The 17,158-nt window shown below is 65.4% G+C and carries 16 protein-coding genes; 9 read left to right on the plus strand and 7 right to left on the minus strand.

Annotation, left to right across the window (positions count from 1 at the left end; translation table 11 throughout):
* Positions 1–7: 7 nt before the first annotated feature.
* Both SL003B_RS09610 and rpoZ read right to left on the minus strand, forming a co-directional pair.
* Positions 8–2,215 (minus strand): RelA/SpoT family protein, encoded by a 2,208-nt coding sequence (locus tag SL003B_RS09610; RefSeq protein WP_013652643.1) that lies wholly within the window; start codon positions 2,213–2,215, stop codon positions 8–10.
* 73 nt (positions 2,216–2,288) lie between these two features.
* On the minus strand, positions 2,289–2,687 hold the full coding sequence (gene rpoZ / locus SL003B_RS09615) for a DNA-directed RNA polymerase subunit omega (RefSeq protein WP_013652644.1): 399 nt from the start codon (positions 2,685–2,687) through the stop codon (positions 2,289–2,291).
* Positions 2,688–3,043: 356 nt separating this feature from the next.
* Here rpoZ and SL003B_RS09620 point away from each other — a divergent pair, with 356 nt between their 5' ends.
* From SL003B_RS09620 to SL003B_RS23715, 3 genes are all read left to right on the plus strand, one after another.
* Positions 3,044–3,631 carry a LabA-like NYN domain-containing protein gene (locus SL003B_RS09620; RefSeq protein ID WP_013652645.1) on the plus strand — a complete coding sequence of 196 codons (588 nt, stop codon included), beginning with the start codon at positions 3,044–3,046 and terminating at the stop codon, positions 3,629–3,631.
* Positions 3,628–4,296, plus strand: coding sequence for a uracil-DNA glycosylase (locus SL003B_RS09625; RefSeq protein WP_013652646.1), 669 nt, complete (start codon positions 3,628–3,630; stop codon positions 4,294–4,296). The genes SL003B_RS09620 and SL003B_RS09625 overlap by 4 nt, the downstream gene beginning before the upstream one ends.
* A 108-nt stretch (positions 4,297–4,404) precedes the next feature.
* Positions 4,405–5,274, plus strand: a complete 870-nt coding sequence (locus tag SL003B_RS23715; RefSeq protein ID WP_013652647.1) for a hypothetical protein — start codon at positions 4,405–4,407, stop codon at positions 5,272–5,274.
* Positions 5,275–5,377: 103 nt separating this feature from the next.
* On the opposite strand, the gene SL003B_RS09635 is transcribed toward SL003B_RS23715, so the two are convergent.
* The 5 genes from SL003B_RS09635 to hemB form a co-directional block, all read right to left on the minus strand.
* Positions 5,378–6,121, minus strand: a complete 744-nt coding sequence (locus SL003B_RS09635) for an arginyltransferase (protein WP_013652648.1) — start codon at positions 6,119–6,121, stop codon at positions 5,378–5,380.
* 30 nt (positions 6,122–6,151) lie between these two features.
* The gene (locus tag SL003B_RS09640; RefSeq protein ID WP_013652649.1) at positions 6,152–7,981 is read right to left on the minus strand and encodes an SLC13 family permease; all 1,830 of its coding nucleotides are present in this window, start codon (positions 7,979–7,981) and stop codon (positions 6,152–6,154) included.
* A gap of 128 nt (positions 7,982–8,109) precedes the next feature.
* Positions 8,110–8,598: an RDD family protein gene (locus tag SL003B_RS09645; RefSeq protein ID WP_013652650.1), complete on the minus strand. Its 489-nt coding sequence runs from the start codon at positions 8,596–8,598 to the stop codon at positions 8,110–8,112.
* A gap of 59 nt (positions 8,599–8,657) precedes the next feature.
* Positions 8,658–9,899, minus strand: coding sequence for a threonine ammonia-lyase (locus SL003B_RS09650; RefSeq protein ID WP_013652651.1), 1,242 nt, complete (start codon positions 9,897–9,899; stop codon positions 8,658–8,660).
* Between the two features lie 44 nt (positions 9,900–9,943).
* Positions 9,944–10,939 (minus strand): porphobilinogen synthase, encoded by a 996-nt coding sequence (gene hemB, locus SL003B_RS09655; RefSeq protein WP_193371741.1) that lies wholly within the window; start codon positions 10,937–10,939, stop codon positions 9,944–9,946.
* Positions 10,940–11,238: 299 nt separating this feature from the next.
* Here hemB and SL003B_RS09660 point away from each other — a divergent pair, with 299 nt between their 5' ends.
* The 6 genes from SL003B_RS09660 to SL003B_RS09685 all read left to right on the plus strand — a co-directional run bounded on the left by SL003B_RS09660 (position 11,239) and on the right by SL003B_RS09685 (position 17,086).
* On the plus strand, positions 11,239–12,378 hold the full coding sequence (locus SL003B_RS09660; protein WP_013652653.1) for an isobutyryl-CoA dehydrogenase: 1,140 nt from the start codon (positions 11,239–11,241) through the stop codon (positions 12,376–12,378).
* Between the two features lie 27 nt (positions 12,379–12,405).
* On the plus strand, positions 12,406–13,455 hold the full coding sequence (locus tag SL003B_RS09665; RefSeq protein WP_013652654.1) for an enoyl-CoA hydratase/isomerase family protein: 1,050 nt from the start codon (positions 12,406–12,408) through the stop codon (positions 13,453–13,455).
* The gene (locus SL003B_RS09670) at positions 13,452–13,865 is read left to right on the plus strand and encodes a DUF6163 family protein (protein ID WP_013652655.1); all 414 of its coding nucleotides are present in this window, start codon (positions 13,452–13,454) and stop codon (positions 13,863–13,865) included. The genes SL003B_RS09665 and SL003B_RS09670 overlap by 4 nt, the downstream gene beginning before the upstream one ends.
* A 65-nt stretch (positions 13,866–13,930) precedes the next feature.
* Positions 13,931–14,821 (plus strand): 3-hydroxyisobutyrate dehydrogenase, encoded by an 891-nt coding sequence (mmsB, locus tag SL003B_RS09675; RefSeq protein WP_013652656.1) that lies wholly within the window; start codon positions 13,931–13,933, stop codon positions 14,819–14,821.
* 154 nt (positions 14,822–14,975) lie between these two features.
* On the plus strand, positions 14,976–15,488 hold the full coding sequence (gene ldtR, locus SL003B_RS09680; protein ID WP_013652657.1) for a transcriptional regulator LdtR: 513 nt from the start codon (positions 14,976–14,978) through the stop codon (positions 15,486–15,488).
* A 293-nt stretch (positions 15,489–15,781) separates the two neighbouring features.
* A complete protein-coding gene (locus SL003B_RS09685) occupies positions 15,782–17,086 on the plus strand; it encodes a L,D-transpeptidase family protein (protein ID WP_242390360.1) in 1,305 nt (434 codons plus the stop codon).
* Positions 17,087–17,158 lie beyond the last annotated feature (72 nt).

Consider the following 17,158-nt stretch of genomic DNA (forward strand, 5'->3'; position numbering starts at 1 on the left):
GTCCGGTTCAGCCGTTCACACGTGACACGTTCGATACGTTCGGCTTGGCCCGGAGCTGGTTGATGATGCGATTGAGATGCTTCAGATCCCATACTTCCAGATCTATGAGCATCTGGTGAAAGTCTGGCGCCGTGCGCACCATTTTGAGATTGTCGATGTTGCCGCCGTTATCGCCGATGATCTGGGCGATGGTCGCAAGCGAGCCGGGTTCGTTCAAGGCCGAAACGCTGATGCGCGCCGGAAAACGCTCAGGGTTGTCAATGTCGATGTCCCAGCGCACGTCGATCCAGCGTTCGCTCTGGTCGTCGAATTCTTTCAGTGCCGGTGACTGGATCGGGTAGATGGTCAGGCCTTCGGACGGCGTCAGGATGCCGACAATGCGGTCGCCGGGCACGGCGCCGCCGTTGGGCGCGAAGGTGACCGGAATGTCGCCGGAAAGGCCTCGGATCGGTAGGACGGCACTGTCTTCGCTCTGAGCGACCGGAATGCGGAACTTGAGGCCGGCCCCTTTTTCCAGATCGAACCAGCCCTCGCCGGGCTCCGGCCTGACGATGCCGGCGCGCTCGTCCTGGTAGTCCGGGTGCACCGCCTTGACGATCTGCTGGGCGCTGATCTCGCCGCGTCCGACGGCCGCCAGCAGATCGGATACGCTCGACTGATCGAGCAGGCCGAGCGAACCTTCCAGGAGGTCTTCCGAATAGACCTTGTTGGCGCGTACGAAGGCGCGCTGGAGGATGTGCTCGCCGAGCGCGCCGTACTGGCGGCGGATCGACTCGCGGGTGGCCCGGCGGATCGCAGCGCGCGCCTTGCCGGTGACGGCGATCGATTCCCAGGCAGGCGGCGGCGTCTGTGCCTGGGAACGGATGATCTCGACCTCGTCGCCGTTGCGAAGTTCCGTCACCAGCGGCATGATCTTGCCGTTGATCTTGCACCCGACGCAGGTGTTGCCGATACCGGTGTGAACAGCATAGGCGAAGTCGATCGGGGTGGCTCCGCGCGGCAGTGCGATCAGGCGGCCCTTGGGGGTGAAGCAGAACACCTGATCGTGGAACAGTTCGAGCTTGGTATTTTCCAGGAACTCTTCCGGGGTGTCCCCCTGCGACAGCAGGTCGATGGTGCGCCGCAGCCAGTCATAGGCCCGGCTTTCCTCAGTCAGGCGGGCAATGTTGCGGCCGCCCATCTCGCCGTCCTTGTAAAGCGCATGGGCCGCGATGCCGTATTCGGCGACACGGTCCATCGCCTGGGTGCGGATCTGCAGCTCGACGCGCTGGCGGCTCGGACCGACGATGGTGGTGTGGATCGAGCGGTAGTCGTTCTGCTTCGGCGTCGAGATATAGTCCTTGAAGCGACCGGGAACCGTCGACCAGGTGGTATGGATGACGCCGAGCACCCGGTAGCAGGCTTCGACCGTGCCGACGATAACGCGGAAGCCGTAGATGTCCGACAGCTGCTCGAAGCCGAGCGACTTCTGCTGCATCTTGCGGAAGATCGAGTAGGGACGCTTCTCCCGGCCCTTGACGATGGCGGCGATGCCGCGCTCGGCCAGCCGCGCCGTCAGCGTTTCCTCGATCTCGGCGATCAGGCCCTTGTTGCGCGCGCGCAGCGTCTCGAGCCGCTCGGCGATCGTGTCGAAAGCTTCGGGGTTGAGCGTGCGGAAAGCAATGTCCTCAAGCTCCTCGCGCATGTCCTGCATGCCCATGCGCCCGGCCAGCGGCGCATAGATCTCCATCGTCTCCTCGGCGATCCGCCCGCGCTTGTGCTCGGGCATGTGCTGCAGCGTGCGCATGTTGTGCAGGCGGTCGGCAAGCTTGACCAGGAGGACGCGGACGTCGTCGGCGATGGCCAGCAGCAGCTTGCGGAAATTCTCGGCCTGCTTGGCCTTCTGCGACACCAGGTCGAGGCGCTTGATCTTCGTGAGGCCTTCGACCAGCTTTCCGATCTCTTCGCCGAACACGGTGTCGATTTCCGAGCGCGTGGCATCGGTATCTTCGATCGTGTCATGCAGCAGGGCAACCGCGATGGTGGCCTCGTCGAGGCGCAGATCGGTCAGGATCGCGGCGACTTCCAGCGGATGGGAAAAATAGGGGTCGCCAGATGCACGCATCTGGCTGCCATGCTTCTGCATCGCATAGACGTAGGCCTTATTCAGCAAGGCCTCGTCGGCATTCGGGTTGTAGCGGGTGACTCGTTCGACGAGTTCGTATTGACGCATCATGGCCGGAGCCGGACTGGACGGAGGGGAACGGCAGCCAGGCCCGCCCGGTCATGCGACGGGCCCGCTGCACCCATCAAATGTCGTCCGAACGCTCCGGCGGGACAAGACCTTCCAGGCCGCGCAGCAGGTCTTCCTCGGACATGCGGTCGAATTCGACATTCGCGTCGTCGACGGCATTGACCTGGGTCGAGGACTGCTGGCTGGAGGGAACCAGCGGCACGGCCTCCGGCTCGGGCTCGTCGACCTCGACATATTTCTGCAGCGAGTGGATCAGGTCTTCCTTGAGATCTTCCGGGCTCACCGTCTGGTCGGCGATCTCGCGCAGAGCGACGACCGGGTTCTTGTCGTTATCGCGGTCGACGGTCAGCGGCGATCCGCTGGAAATCATCCGCGCCCGGTGGGCCGCCAGGAGCACCAGCTCGAACCGGTTTTCGACCTTGTCGATGCAATCCTCGACGGTCACGCGCGCCATGAGACGTCTCCATGTCTAGGGAACTCGAACCGCCAGCGTATAAGCGTCCGCGAGGCACGGCGCAACCCTTGTCGTGTCCGCGCGAACAGGCCTGCGCAATTATGGGTGAAAAAACGAGACGACGCGGCGCCCGGTTCTATGTTTACGATTGCGACGACGCCTCTGCTTGTAGTAGGGGCATCGAAGCGGTCATTAAAAATGCACAAAATCATGATCGCGCGGGTGTAAGACAAAAATGAACATGTAAATAAGAAGCGGCGCTGAAACTGTTCGCAGAACAGCCGCGAGACCGGAAACGCTACTCACGCTTCCGTTTCGTTTCGGAAATTGGCGAATAAAAAGAAAGGCGGGCCAGTATGTTTGATTCTCGGGAAAAGATCGCTTTGTTTATTGATGGCGCGAATCTTTATTCGACCGCAAAGGCAATCGGTTTCGATATTGATTATAAAATGCTCCTCAAGGAATTCCAGGGGAAGGGTTACCTTCTGCGCGCATATTATTATACGGCAATCATCGAAGATCAGGAGTATTCGTCCATTCGTCCCCTGATCGATTGGCTCGACTACAACGGCTACAAGGTCATCACCAAGCCGGTGAAGGAATTCGTCGACGCGAGCGGGCGCCGCAAGGTCAAGGGCAACATGGACATCGAACTGGCGGTCGACGCCATGCAGATCGTCGATCATGTCGACCATATAGTCCTGTTCTCAGGCGACGGCGACTTCCGCTCGCTGGTCGAAGCCCTGCAACGCAAGGGGCGCAAGGTCAGCGTGGTGTCGACCCTGCAGACGCAGCCGCCGATGATCGCAGACGACCTGCGCCGTCAGGCCGACCATTTCATCGATCTGGCGACGCTCGCGGCCAAGGTCGGCCGCGATCCGGCCGACCGACCGTCCCGCCCGTCGGAGCGCGAGCGCGACATCGACGAGGACGAGGACTATTGATCTCGGACACGCCGGCGGCGGATCGTTGCGATCCGCCGCTCGACTGCGACCGGTGTCCCCGGCTGGTAGCGTTCCGCCATGAACACCAGCGTGCCTTTCCCAATTGGTTCAATGCGCCGGTGCCGAGCTTCGCCGCCCCGGACCCCCGGCTGCTGGTGGTCGGTCTCGCGCCCGGCCTGCGCGGCGCCAACCGCACCGGACGGCCGTTCACCGGCGACTATGCCGGCGATCTCCTCTATGAAACCATGCTGGATTTCGGCTTCGCCCGTGGCCGTTACGAGGCGCGCCCGGACGACGGGCTGGAGCTCGTCGGCGCAGCGATCACCAATGCCGTGCGCTGCGTACCTCCGGCCAACAAACCGGTCGGCAGCGAGATAGCTAATTGTCGGTCGTTCCTGTTTGCCACCCTCGACGCGTATCCCGGCCTGCGCGCGGTGCTGGCGCTCGGGCGCATTGCGCACGAGACCTTTCTGTCGACACTCGACATCCGGCGTGCCGACTTCGCCTTCGGCCATGGTCGAAGGCACGACCTCGGCACGCGCTCCCTGGTTCTGTTCGACAGCTACCATTGCTCCCGCTACAACACCAACACTGGCCGTCTGACGCGCGAGATGTTCCGCGCCGTGTTCGCCGACATGCGCTGCTTCCTCGACGAGACCGCATAGATCTTGCGGTGTTGACCTGCTGCTGCGTGCAATCTTGATCGCGATCAACGCAGAGAGGCCGTCGATGTGTCCTCTCTCTAAAATCGGATCATGCAGGGAGGATGCACGATGAGCGGACTAGACCGACCGATCGACGTGGAGAAGGCGCTGCTCGACGCGGCGTCGCAGTTTTCGTGCCCCGAGGACGTGGTGAAGAGCGCTTCCCTGCGTTCCGAGCAGAAGATCGAGATCCTGCGGCGCTGGGCCTATGACGTCGCCGAGGCGGCTGTCGCCACCGAGGAAGGGATGCCCGGCGGAAACGGCGACCTGCACGGCCGGATCCTGACGGCGCTCGACAGCCTCACCGACGGGGTCGACCTAGAGCGCGTGGCGCCGACCAAGCAGCACGGCTTGCCGCGTTCGGCGATCCGTGTCGGCGAGACCGTGGCCTATCAGACCCGTACCGAGGTGGTCGGGCTGTTCCATTCTGCGGAACGTCTCGAGCAGGCGGTGGACGATCTGCTCTCCAACGGCTTCGACCGGGCAGACCTCAGTATCCTCGCCAGCGAGGCGGCGGTCGCCGAAAAATTCGCCGGCAAGGTCGTGTCCGTGCGCGAGATCGAGGACAGGCCGGATGTGCCGACCATGGCCTATGTCTCGACCGAATCCGTCGGCGACGCCGAAGGCGCCATCCTCGGCGGCTTCATCTACATCCCGGCCATGATCGGAGCTGCCGCTGTTGTGGCTACGGGCGGCACGCTGGCCGCAGCGATCGCCGCGGTCGCCATCGCGAGCGGGATCGGGGCAGGTTTCGGCGCCCTGCTTGCCGGGATGCTTGGCGACGCCCATGCCGCGACGATCGAGCAGCACCTCCAGCGCGGCGGCCTGCTGTTGTGGGTTCGGGCCAGGGACGGCGCGCATGAGGAGCGCGCGGCAGGGATCCTCCGCGCCGCCGGCGCCGAGGACATCCATTCCCACGCCCTTCCGGCCTTGGTTTGACGGGCGCTTCGAGGTCGGTGCGGGGCCGGGAGGCGTCTTGAACCAGCGACTTCGGGCGAGCGACTGAGGCCCGCAAGTCAGGCCAGCAAGTCAGGCCAGCAAGTCAGGCCAGCGACCAGCCGTCGGGGCCGAGGTGTTCCTGCGGGCGGAACCGCTCCTTGTAGGCCATCTTGGGCGAGCCATCGACCCAGTAGCCGAGGTAGACGTAGGGCAGGTGCATGCGCCGCGCGCGCTCGATGTGGTCGAGGATCATGAAGGTGCCGAGGCTAAGGTCTCGCCGCTGCGGATCGTAGAAGGAATAGACCATAGACAGCCCGTCCGCCATGCGGTCGGTCAGGGCCACGGCCACGAGGGGGCCGTCACCGCGTCGGGTGAGGAAACTGTCCGGCCCGCGTCGACGGTACTCGATCACCATGGTCGCGACATGGGTATCCTCGACCATCATGGCATAGTCGAGCACGCTCATCTCCGCCATGCCGCCTGCCTCGTGGCGAGCCTGCAGATAGCTCTTGAACAGGTCGTACTGCTCCGACGACGGAGCTGGCGGCAGTTCAGCGCCGATCAGGCCGGCGCCGAGGCGCCACTGGCGCCTGAACGACCGGGTCCATTCGAAATCGTCGACGCGCACGCGGATCGACACGCAGGCCCGGCAGCCTTCGCAGGCTGGTCGGTAGGCGATGTTCTGGCTGCGCCGGAAGCCGCCCTGGGTCAGGATGTCGTTCATGGCGACCGCCTGATGTCCGACCAGATGCGTGAACACCTTCCTTTCCTGCCTGCCGTCCAGATAGGGGCAGGGTGCGGGTGCGGTCAGGTAGAACTGCGGGTGGTCGATCGAGTGGCGGGTCACGTCCGTTGTCCGGTTGGGGCGTCCAAACTTTTATAACCCATAATACCATGGCGCCACGACCGAGAAGGTCAACCAAAGAATGAGCGCGAGAGGCGTTCCCGCCAACATGAAGTCGGAAAACCGGTAGTGACCCGGGCCCATGACAATCAGGTTGGTCTGATAGCCGATCGGGGTGGCGAAGGAACAGTTGGCGGCCAGGATGATGCAGACGACAAAGGCTTCAGGAGGCAGGCCGCTCTGGTTGGCGATGCCGACGGCAATCGGCGTGAACAGCACGGCGGCGGCGTTGTTCGACAGGAAATTGGTCAGCACCATGACCAGGAAGAACAAGGCCGACAGCACGATCGCCGGACTCTGGCCGTTGAGCAGATCGACCAGCGACGAGGCAATGTAGAGGGCGCCGCCGGTCCCCTCCAGCGCCGTGGCGGCGGCGATGGAGGCCCCGACCAGCATGAAGATCCGGCTGTCGATCGCCCGCAGTGCCTGTCGCACGTTGAGGCAGCCGCTGACGACCATGGCGAAGGTGCCGGCGACGGCGGCGGTAACGATGGGAACCAGGCCGCTGGCGGCAGCCGCGACGACCAGCGTGAAGATGACAAGAGCGCGCGGCGCGAACCGGCGCCTCGGCACCTCGGCCGTCGACCAGTCGAGCAGCAGGACATCGCGGTTGCCGCGCAGTCGCTCGATGTCGCGCTGATGCGCGGCCAGCAGCAGGACGTCGCCGGCCTCGAGGCGGATGGCGTTCATGGCCATGCGCGGCATGCGGCTGCGCCGCTGGATGCCCATGACGACGCATCCGGTCTCGGCATGGAAGCCGGATTGCGCCAGCGTGCGTCCGATCAGCCGCGAGGCCGGCGCGACGACGGCTTCGGCCAGGGTGACGGAGCCGGGCAGCGGCGCGTGCTGCTCGCTGCCCTCGCCGGGCGCGGCGCCGTCCGGAGCCATGATCGGCTGGCGCTGCGACAGGGCCCGGGCGAGCGCATTGCGGGTGGCCGCCACGATCACGGTGTCGCCGGGCGACAGGACAACGTTCTCGTAGGGGGGCAGGATCGGCTGCTCGCCGCGCTGGACGAGGCGGACGGTCATGTCCTTCAGTGCGGGAAACATGCCCGACACCGAGGCCGCGCCGACCAGCGGATGGCCGTAGGTGATCTCGATCTGGGCGATGAACTGCTTGCCGGAGGTTCCCTTCACCTCGTCGGCCATGGTCTGGCGCGGCTTGAGCAGACGCGGCATGACGAACAGCACGTACAGGATGCCGGTGCTGCCGACCAGCAACGCGATCGGCGTGAAGGAGAAGAACTGCAGCCTGAGATCGGTCGATTGGGCGGCGACGTCGGCGACGAGCAGATTGGTCGAGGAACCGATCAGCGTGGTCATGCCGCCAAGGATGGTGATGAAGGACAGTGGCATCAGCACCCGCGAGGCCGACATGCCCATCGTCGCCGCCACGGCACTGAGGATCGGCAGGAACATCACCACGACCGGCGTGTTGTTCAAGAACGCGCTCAGGGCGCCGACGCCGACGAGCAGGGGAACGATCGCGAGGCTCGTGCGCCCCCGTGTCAGGCGCACGATGAACTGCGCCGGCTTGTCGAGGGCGTCGGTCTGGAACAGTCCCTGTCCGATGATCAGCAGGCAGATCACCGTGATGAGCGCAGGATTGGCGAAGCCCTGGAGGAAATCCGTCGGGGCTACCGGCTTCTGGATCCCGTCGGGAAAGAGCGTGAATATCGCCATAAGGGCGACGACGGAACCGAGCGCAACGACCTCAATGGCAAAGCGCTCGAGAGCATAGAGAACAATTGTCGATGCGATCACCAGAAAGGTGAGCGCCATCGGAATATCGATTGGTTGCATATACTTGTCCGAATGGCCTCAAGCCATCGCACCATAGTGCATCGCGGCGCGGAAATGAATGGCGTCGAAAGCACGGCGGGGCGGCCGTTGCCGGCCATCCGGCACCGCCCGCAGCTGCGGGCGGGCGATCAGTTGCGCGCGGACGGCGCGTTTACCACCAGGGTGCCGAGGATCAGGTCGTGCAGCAGCCGCTTGCGGTCGCTCAACAGCGACACGAGCAGCACGAGCGGCGTCAGCAGCGTGACCGACACCCAGAACGTAAGCGCATGCATGGCGGCGAGCAGCGGATAGGGCCTTGCACCATACCACAGACGCATTTCGAGGCCCATGGCACGCATGCCAGGCGTCGCCGCGTTTCGGCCGCCGAGGGTGAAGGCCGTGTAGATCAGCGCGACCGCCTGCCACAGGAAGGCATAGAAGAACCAGGCGAGGCCGAGGGTGAAGATGCCGAGGAAAAACACCAGGATGCCGGCCGCGAAGGTCAGCACGGCGATCGCCAGCACGTCGATGCAGAAGGCGAACACGCGCTTCGTGCGCACGCCCTCGAACAACTCGGGACGGATGAGAGGATCGAACGCGTCGCGTCGCGGTTCGCCCAGGCTCGTATCGTAGGTCACGGCGGTCTCCTTCGGTCGGCGACACATGTAGGAAGCGCGCGGCTACGCCGCAATCGGCCTCAGTCGATCGCCTCCGCGACATCCATCAGGCGCACAGCGTAGCCCTTGTCCTCCAGCGCGGCGACGATCCTTCGGCCATGCGCGGCGTCGAAGGTCTCGAAGGTGACGTCGAGCGTGGCGCCCTTGGCCGGCACGTTGAGAAATAGGCGGTGGTGGGAGACGTCGACGACATTGCCACCCATCCGACCGATCAGCGTGGTGATCTCACCGAGCACGCCGGGTCGGTCCGGGGTGTCGATTCGGACCGATACCAGCCGCCCGTCGCGGGCGAGTTCCCGGATCACGATCGATGACAACAGGCGCGGGTCGATGTTGCCGCCGCACAGCACCAGGCCGACCCTGCGGCCGCGGAAGCGTTCCGGCTCGCCGATCAGCGCGGCAAGGCCCGCGGCACCGGCCCCCTCCGCCAGGGTCTTCTGCAGCGTCAGATAGGCGTTGATCGCCCGCTCGATGGCGCTTTCTTCGGCGAGCAGGATGTCGTCGACCAGCCGCTCGACGACTGCGCGCGTGAGCGTGCCGACGTCCTTGACGGCGATGCCCTCGGCGATCGTCGGGCCGCCGCAGGCGACGTCCTTGCCGTGGATCGCTCCCCACATGGAGGGATAAAGCTTCGCCTCGACGCCGATCACCGACAGCGACGGCTTCAGCGCCTTGGCCGCGACGGCAATGCCGGAGATCAATCCGCCGCCGCCGATCGGCACGACCAGCGTGTCGAGGTCGGGCGCCTCGGCGAGCATTTCCAGGGCAATGGTGCCCTGGCCGCGGATGACGTGGAGATCGTCGTAGGGATGTACCCAGGCGAGGCCCCGTTCGTCGGCCAACGCCTGCGCTCTGGCGCGCGCCTCGGCGAGCGTGTCACCGGCAAGCACGACCTCGGCGCCGTAGTCGCGCGTCGCGGTTATCTTCACGAACGGCGTCGGCTCCGGCATGACGATGGTGGCGGGAATGCCGAGCCGGCCGGCGTGACAGGCGACGGCCTGGGCGTGGTTGCCGGCCGACATGGCGATGACCCCACGCCGGCGCTCGGCCTCGCTCAGGGACAGCAGCTTGACCAGCGCGCCACGTTCCTTGAACGCGCCCGTGACCTGCATGTTCTCGTACTTGACCACGATGTCGGCGCCGGTCAGCGCCGATAGCTTGGGCGCCGGCAGGCAGGGCGTGCGCAGCACCGCCCCGTCGATGAGACGAGCGGCGTCCTCGATGTCGGCGAGGCTGATCGGCGGAAGGGACGACAGCGCCATGGCGGGCCTCTGGCCGGTGCGGAGGGAGCGTGCGGGCGCCGTGGTCAGCAGCCGCGCTTCAGCAGTTCCGCCACTTTCGGGGCGAAATAGGTCAGCACGCCATCGGCGCCCGCGCGCTTGAAGGCCATCAGGCTTTCCAACATTGCCCGCTCGCCGTCGAGCCAGCCGTTGGCCGCCGCCGCGCTGATCATCGCGTATTCGCCCGAGACCTGGTAGGCGTAGGTTGGTACTCGGAAGGCGTCCTTCACCCGCCAGACGATGTCGAGATAGGGCATGCCGGGCTTGACCATGATCATGTCGGCGCCTTCCTCGATGTCGAGTTCGACCTCGCGCAGGGCCTCGTCGGTGTTGGCCGGGTCCATCTGGTAGGTGCGCTTGTCGCCGACGAGCGTCTTGCTGGTGCCGACCGCGTCGCGGAACGGGCCGTAGAAGGCGGAGGCGTACTTGGCGGCATAGGACATGATCTGCACGTCGCGGTGGCCTTCGCCGTCGAGACTCTGGCGGATCGCTCCGACGCGTCCGTCCATCATATCGGAGGGCGCAATGACGTCGGCGCCAGCCTCGACCTGGTTGAGGGCCTGCCGGCACAACTGGTCGACCGTCTCGTCGTTGAGAATCGTCTCGCCCTTCATCAGCCCGTCGTGGCCGTGGCTGGTATAGGGGTCGAGCGCCACGTCCGTGATCAGGCCGATGTTCAGCCCCGCCGCCTTGATCGCCCGGCAGGCGCGGCAGACGAGATTCTGCGGATTGAGCGCCTCGCTGCCGGTGGCGTCGCGCAGCGTCGGATCGGTGTAGGGAAACAGGGCGAGAGCCGGGATCGACAGACTGGCCGCATATTCGGCCTCGCGCACGGCCTCGTCGACCGACAGGCGCTCGACGCCCGGCATCGACGGAACCGCCTGGCGCACGCCGGTGCCGTCGACCAGGAACATCGGCCAGATCAGGTCGTCGACCTCGAGCGTCGTCTCGCGCACGAGGCGCCGCGACCAGTCGGCGCGCCGGTTGCGGCGCATGCGCCGCCCGCCGAGCAGGTCGTCCATGGTTTGCGGCGTGACGAGCGGGCTGCGGGATGGCGGGCGCATGGCATTGTCCTGATCGTGTTGATCTGCAAGAGAAATCGCGGCGCGACTCTAGCAACAGCGGCGGCCGGACGCCAGCCTGCGGGACGGATGGTCGCAATACCGCGAAAGGATGATAGAATACCTCGTAAATTGACGTTAACGTCAAAACGCGTTAATCCGATCCGCGACGGTCAGGTCCGGTGCGAGGAGCGGATGCCGGACTGCCGGGGCGGCTGGCCGGGAAGCCCGGCCAAAGAAGCGGGTCAGGGAGGTCGGTCGTGGAGTTTTCGCTGAGCGAGGAACAGCGCGCCTTTCAACAGGTTGCGGCGGATTTCGCGCGCGACGAGATGGAACCCCATGCGCGCGAATGGGACGAGAAGAGTCACTTCCCCGTCGACACGCTGCGCAAGGCGGCTGCGCTCGGCTTCGGCGGCATCTACGTGCGCGACGACGTCGGCGGTTCGGGCCTGTCTCGACTGGACGCGGCTCTGATCTTCGAGGAACTGTCCAAGGGCTGCACGTCGACCGCCGCCTACATCTCGATCCACAACATGGCGGCGTGGATGATCGATACCTATGGCAGCGACGAGTTGCGGCGGAAATACCTGCCGGACCTTTGCGCCATGACGACCTTCGCCAGCTATTGCCTGACCGAACCGGGGTCGGGATCGGATGCGGCCTCCCTGCGCACCCGGGCGGTGGCCGACGGCGATCACTACGTCCTCAACGGCTCCAAGGCGTTCATCTCCGGCGGCGGCACCTCCGACGTCTATGTCGTCATGGCGCGCACCGGCGGCGAGGGCCCGAAGGGCATTTCCTGTCTGGTGGTGGAGAAGGGCACGCCGGGGCTTTCTTTCGGCGCCCAGGAAGTCAAGCTCGGCTGGAAGAGCCAGCCGACCGCGCAGGTCAATTTCGAGGATTGCCGCGTGCCCAAGGCCAATCTGGTCGGGACGGAAGGCGAGGGTTTCAGGATCGCCATGGCCGGCCTCGACGGTGGCCGGCTCAACATCGGCGCCTGCTCGCTTGGCGCCGCCCAGACCTGCCTCGAGCGCGCCGTCGCCTACATGAAGGAGCGCCGCCAGTTCGGTCGCGCGCTCGCCGAGTTCCAGGCGCTGCAGTTCCGCCTCGCCGACATGGCGACCGAACTGGAGGCCGCTCGCCTGCTGCTGCACAAGGCCGCCGTGCTTGTCGATGCGAAGGCGCCGGAGGCGACGCGCACCGCCGCCATGGCCAAGCGGCTGGCCACGGACGTCGGCTTCACGGTGGTCAACGAGGCCCTGCAGATGCATGGCGGCTACGGCTACCTGCGCGACTATCCGATCGAGCGTTTCCTGCGCGACGTGCGCGTGCACCAGATCCTGGAAGGCACCAACGAGATCATGCGCCTGATCGTCGCCCGCGACCTGATCGGCCGCTGACCACCGAAGACACGACGGAGCGAGACCGTGACCGACGAGGTGCTTTTCGAGATTCGGGGCCGAGCCGGCTTCATCACCCTGAACCGGTCGGCGGCGCTCAACGCGCTGACGCTCGCCATGGTGCGGGCGATGGCCGAGCGGCTCGATGCCTGGGCCCGTGACGACAGCATCGCCCATGTCGTCGTGCGCGGCGCCGGCGGGAAGGCCTTCTGCGCCGGCGGCGACATCCGCAGGATCTACGAGATGGGCAAGGCTGGCGACCCGCACCAGGTCGACTTCTTCGCCGAGGAATATCGCCTCAACGCGCAGATCAAGGCGTTCTCCAAGCCCTATGTCTCCCTGATCGACGGCATCGTCATGGGCGGCGGCGTCGGCATCTCGGTGCACGGCAGCCACCGCCTTGGCACCGAGCGGCTGACCTTCGCCATGCCGGAGACCGGTATCGGCTTCTTCCCCGACGTCGGCGGCACCTACGTCCTGCCGCGCATGCCGCGCGCCAGCGGCATCTGGTGCGCGCTGACCGCCGGACGCATGAAGCAGGCCGACGCGCTGTGGTCCGGCGTGCTGACCCATGCGGTGCACGCGGCCGACCTCGACGCCATCGAGACGGCGCTCGCGGAGGCGGCGGACGTCGACGCGGCGCTCGCGCCCTTCGCCGCGGATCCCGGCCCGGCGCCGATCCTCGACACCGCGGAGGAGATGGAGGCGGCCTTTTCCCGCGACAGCCTCGCGGGCATCCTCGCTGCCCTGCAGGCCTCCGGCTCCGATTTCGCCGTGGCGACCCTGAAGACCTTGGCTGCCCGCTCGCCGACCAGCGTCGCCATCGCCTTCGAGCAGATGCGGCGCGGCCGGAATCTCGATTTCGCCGGCTGCATGAGGCTTGAGTTCCGGATCGTCAACCGCATCCTCAGGGAACACGACTTCTACGAGGGCGTCCGCGCGGTGCTGATTGACAAGGACAATGCTCCCCGCTGGCGGCCCTCGTCCTTCGACGCGGTGGACAGCGCGGCGCTCGCGGCGTATTTCGAGGAGCCCGCCTGCGGCGACCTCGTCCTTGCCCGAGAAGGCCCGCCATGATCGTCACCTTCCAGGACCTGATCAAGAACCGCCCGCCCTGGGGCGGCATTCTCATCTGGTACCTGCGCCTCATTGCGCTGCTGCTGCTCGGCGGCGGCATCATCCACTGGGCGCGCATCGTCGGCTTCATGCCCTGGCGCGGCGTTTGGTTCTGGGACATGCCGGTCGAATGGCAGACGGCGACAGTGTTCTTCGCCGTGCTCGACCTGGTCGCGGCGATCGGCCTGTGGCTGGCGGTGTCTTGGGGCACCGTCATGTGGCTGTTTCGTGCGCTCAGCCAGATCGTCATGCACACGGCCTTTGCCGACGTCTTCGGCCGCCGGCCCTACGAGATTTCGTTCTACATGATCACCATCGCGATCTATCTGCTGCTCCTCTACCTGATGGAGCGGGAGAACAGGTCGACCTGACAACGGGCAAGCACAGTCAGCCGCAGGGCCGCTCACGGCTCCGGCGCGTTCGGGAGGAACCTGTCATGGCGTCAATCGGATTTGTCGGTCTCGGCAACATGGGTGGGCCGATGGCGGCCAATCTGATCTCGGCGGGTCATGCCGTCACCGGCTTCGACCTGTCCCAGGCTGCGCGTGACCGTCTGAAGGAGGTCGGCGGCACGCCTGCCGACAACGTCGCCGAGGCGGTCTACAGGGCCGACGTGGTGGTGACCATGCTGCCCGCCGGCAAGCATGTGCGCGCCGTCTACACCGGACCCGACGGGATCCTGGAAAACGCCCGGCCGGGCACGCTGCTGATCGACAGTTCCACTATCGACGTCGACAGCGCCCGCGCGGTCGCCCACGCCGCCGCCGAAGCCGGCATGGCGATGATCGACGCGCCGGTGTCCGGCGGGGTGGGCGGTGCGACGGCCGGCACGCTCACCTTCATGGTCGGCGGCGAGGCCGAGGCCTTCGAGCGCGCCAGACCCTTCCTTCAGGCCATGGGCAAGACGATCGTCCATGCCGGCGGCTCGGGAACCGGCCAGGCCGCCAAGATCTGCAACAACATGATCCTCGGCATTTCGATGATCGCAGTCAGCGAGGCCTTCGTGCTGGCCGAGCGCCTCGGCCTCGACGCCCAGAAGCTGTTCGACATCTCGTCCACCGCCTCGGGCCAGTGCTGGTCGCTGACGACCTACTGTCCGGTGCCCGGTCCGGTGCCGAGCTCGCCGGCCAACCGCGACTACCAGCCCGGCTTCGCAGCGCAGATGATGTTGAAGGACCTGAAGCTCGCCCAGGAGGCGGCCCAGTCCAGCGGCGCCTCGACGCCGCTCGGCGCACAGGCGTCGACGCTCTACAACCTGTTCTGCAACGCCGGCAATGCGGATGTGGACTTCTCCGGGATCGTCCGCTTCCTGCGTGGTCAGTCGTAACCGAAGACTTAACGGTGTGCTGCAACCTCTCGTCGAATTTTTAAGAGATAATTCAGCGTGTCTCTTAAGCGGATTTTAGAAACGCCTCTGTAGGATCGGTCTCAAGGTGGGAAAATATCCACCCGAAGACTGGTAGAAAAAGAGGCGCAAACTAATGATCACAGCAACCAGGGCTGTCGATGTAGTGGTTCAGGCCGAGGAGGACGCGGACATCAAGCCGTTGTACCTCGAAGCGCTGACTCTCGTCGAAAGACTCCACCGACGTCTGCTTGATGTTATCAAGGACGAGTTCGACCGCATGGGCCGGTCCGACGTGAACAGCGTGCAGGCCCTGCTGCTGTTCAACATCGGCGACGCCGAACTGACGGCTGGCGAGCTGCGTACCCGCGGCTACTATCTCGGCTCGAACGTCTCCTACAATCTCAAGAAGCTCGTCGAGACCGGCTATATCCATCACCAGCGCTCGCGCATGGACCGCCGTTCGGTGCGCGTCAGCCTGACGGCCAAGGGCCAGGAAGTCGCGCGCATCGTCAACGACCTCTACGAACGCCACATCCTGTCGGTCGAGCAGGTCGGCGAGATCGGCGCCGACGACTTCGCTCAGCTCAACAAGTCGCTGCGACGGCTGGAACGCTTCTGGACCGACCAGATCCTGTACCGGCTCTGAGCCGGCCGCAGGCCGCTTCGCGCGAAAACGCCGCCTCCGCCCGAGGCGGCGTTTTCTGTTTGTGCAGCGCAGGATTGGCTGCGCCCGGACATGTTTAAGCCATAAACGCCTGACTATTTCCCCGATGAAAGGTGCCGTCGCTCTGCGCCGCGTGCGCGTGTGTGGCGGTGCGTGATGCCGCGTCGGACGCAGGCCGGCGCATCGGGAACGCCCGACGCTGCAGTTTGTTAAGCATGGGCGTGGTATCGAATGGCATTCCCCGGCGGAGCGGGCGGGTCGAAGGAGTTGAACTGGTGGTTTTGCGCAATCGTGTCGTTCGAGAAAAGAGCCTGACTTCCGCGAAGGCGGCTGTGGCCCTGGCGCTCGCCGGGTTCGGAATCGGAGCCGGCGTCCAATCGGTGACGGCCTCGCCGCTCGAGGCCCTGCGCCAGTACAACCAGCGCATCGAATGGGAAGACCGTTTCGACGCCACGATGGAAAGCCTCGAAGCGATCAAGTCGTCCAAGCCGACCCTGTCGCCCGAGACCGCGGACTATCTCGCCGCGGCGATCAACCGCTACCAGTTCATCGTCCAGCAGGGCGGCTGGGGCAAGGTGCAGTCCAGCCGCCACGGCTTGCGCATCGGCGCCCAGGACGCGAGCGTCGTCGCTCTTCGCCGCCGCCTGATTGCCTCCGGCGATCTGGAGCAGACAGCCGGCCTGTCCGATACCTTCGATTCCTACGTTGATGCCGCCGTACGCCGCTTTCAGGTCCGTCACGGGCTGATCCCCGACGGCGTGGTGGGCCAGACCACGGTCGTTGCCCTCAACGTGCCGGCGGAGGTCCGCCTGCAGCAACTCGAGACCAACCTCGTCCGGTTGCGCTCCATGTCGGGCTTCCTCGGCGATCGTTATGTCATGGTCAATATCCCGGCGGCCGAGATCGAGGCGGTCGAGAACGGCCGCGTGCGCTCGCGCCACACCGCGGTGGTCGGCAAGATCGATCGCCAGACGCCGATCCTGAACAGCAAGATCTACGAGCTGAACTTCAATCCCTACTGGACCGTGCCGGTCTCCATCATCCGCAAGGACCTGATCCCGAAGATGAAGGAGGATCCGGAGTACCTGGCGAAGAACAAGATCCGCATCTTCGACTGGAAGAACAACGAGCTCAGCTGGCAGCAGATCGACTGGAACACCGACGAGGCGACCCAGTACCAGTTCCGTCAGGAGCCGGGCGACATCAATTCGCTGGGCAGCGTGCGCATCAACTTCCACAACCAGCACCAGGTCTACCTGCACGACACGCCGTCCAAGTCGCTGTTCGGCAGCGACTACCGGTTCCATTCGTCGGGCTGTGTGCGGGTGCAGAACGTGCGCGAACTCGTCACCTGGATGCTGGAATCGACCACGCCGGACTGGAGCCGGGCCCGCGTGGACGAGACCATCCGCATGGGTGTGCGCGAGGACGTCAAGCTGAAGACGCAGGTGCCGCTGTACATGACCTACGTGACCGCCTGGTCGACCGACGAGGGCATCGTCCACTTCCGCGACGACATCTACAACCGCGACGGCCTCTATGCCAACGAGGTCGCGGATCTGCTGCCGGCCTATCGCTGAGGTCGCCGGTCGGCACGAAGTATCGAGGGATCGGACCGAGTCCGGTCCCTTTTTCGTTGCGCTCGGCAGCGG

The sequence above is a fragment of the Polymorphum gilvum SL003B-26A1 genome, assembly GCF_000192745.1.
GTDB lineage: Bacteria > Pseudomonadota > Alphaproteobacteria > Rhizobiales > Stappiaceae > Polymorphum > Polymorphum gilvum.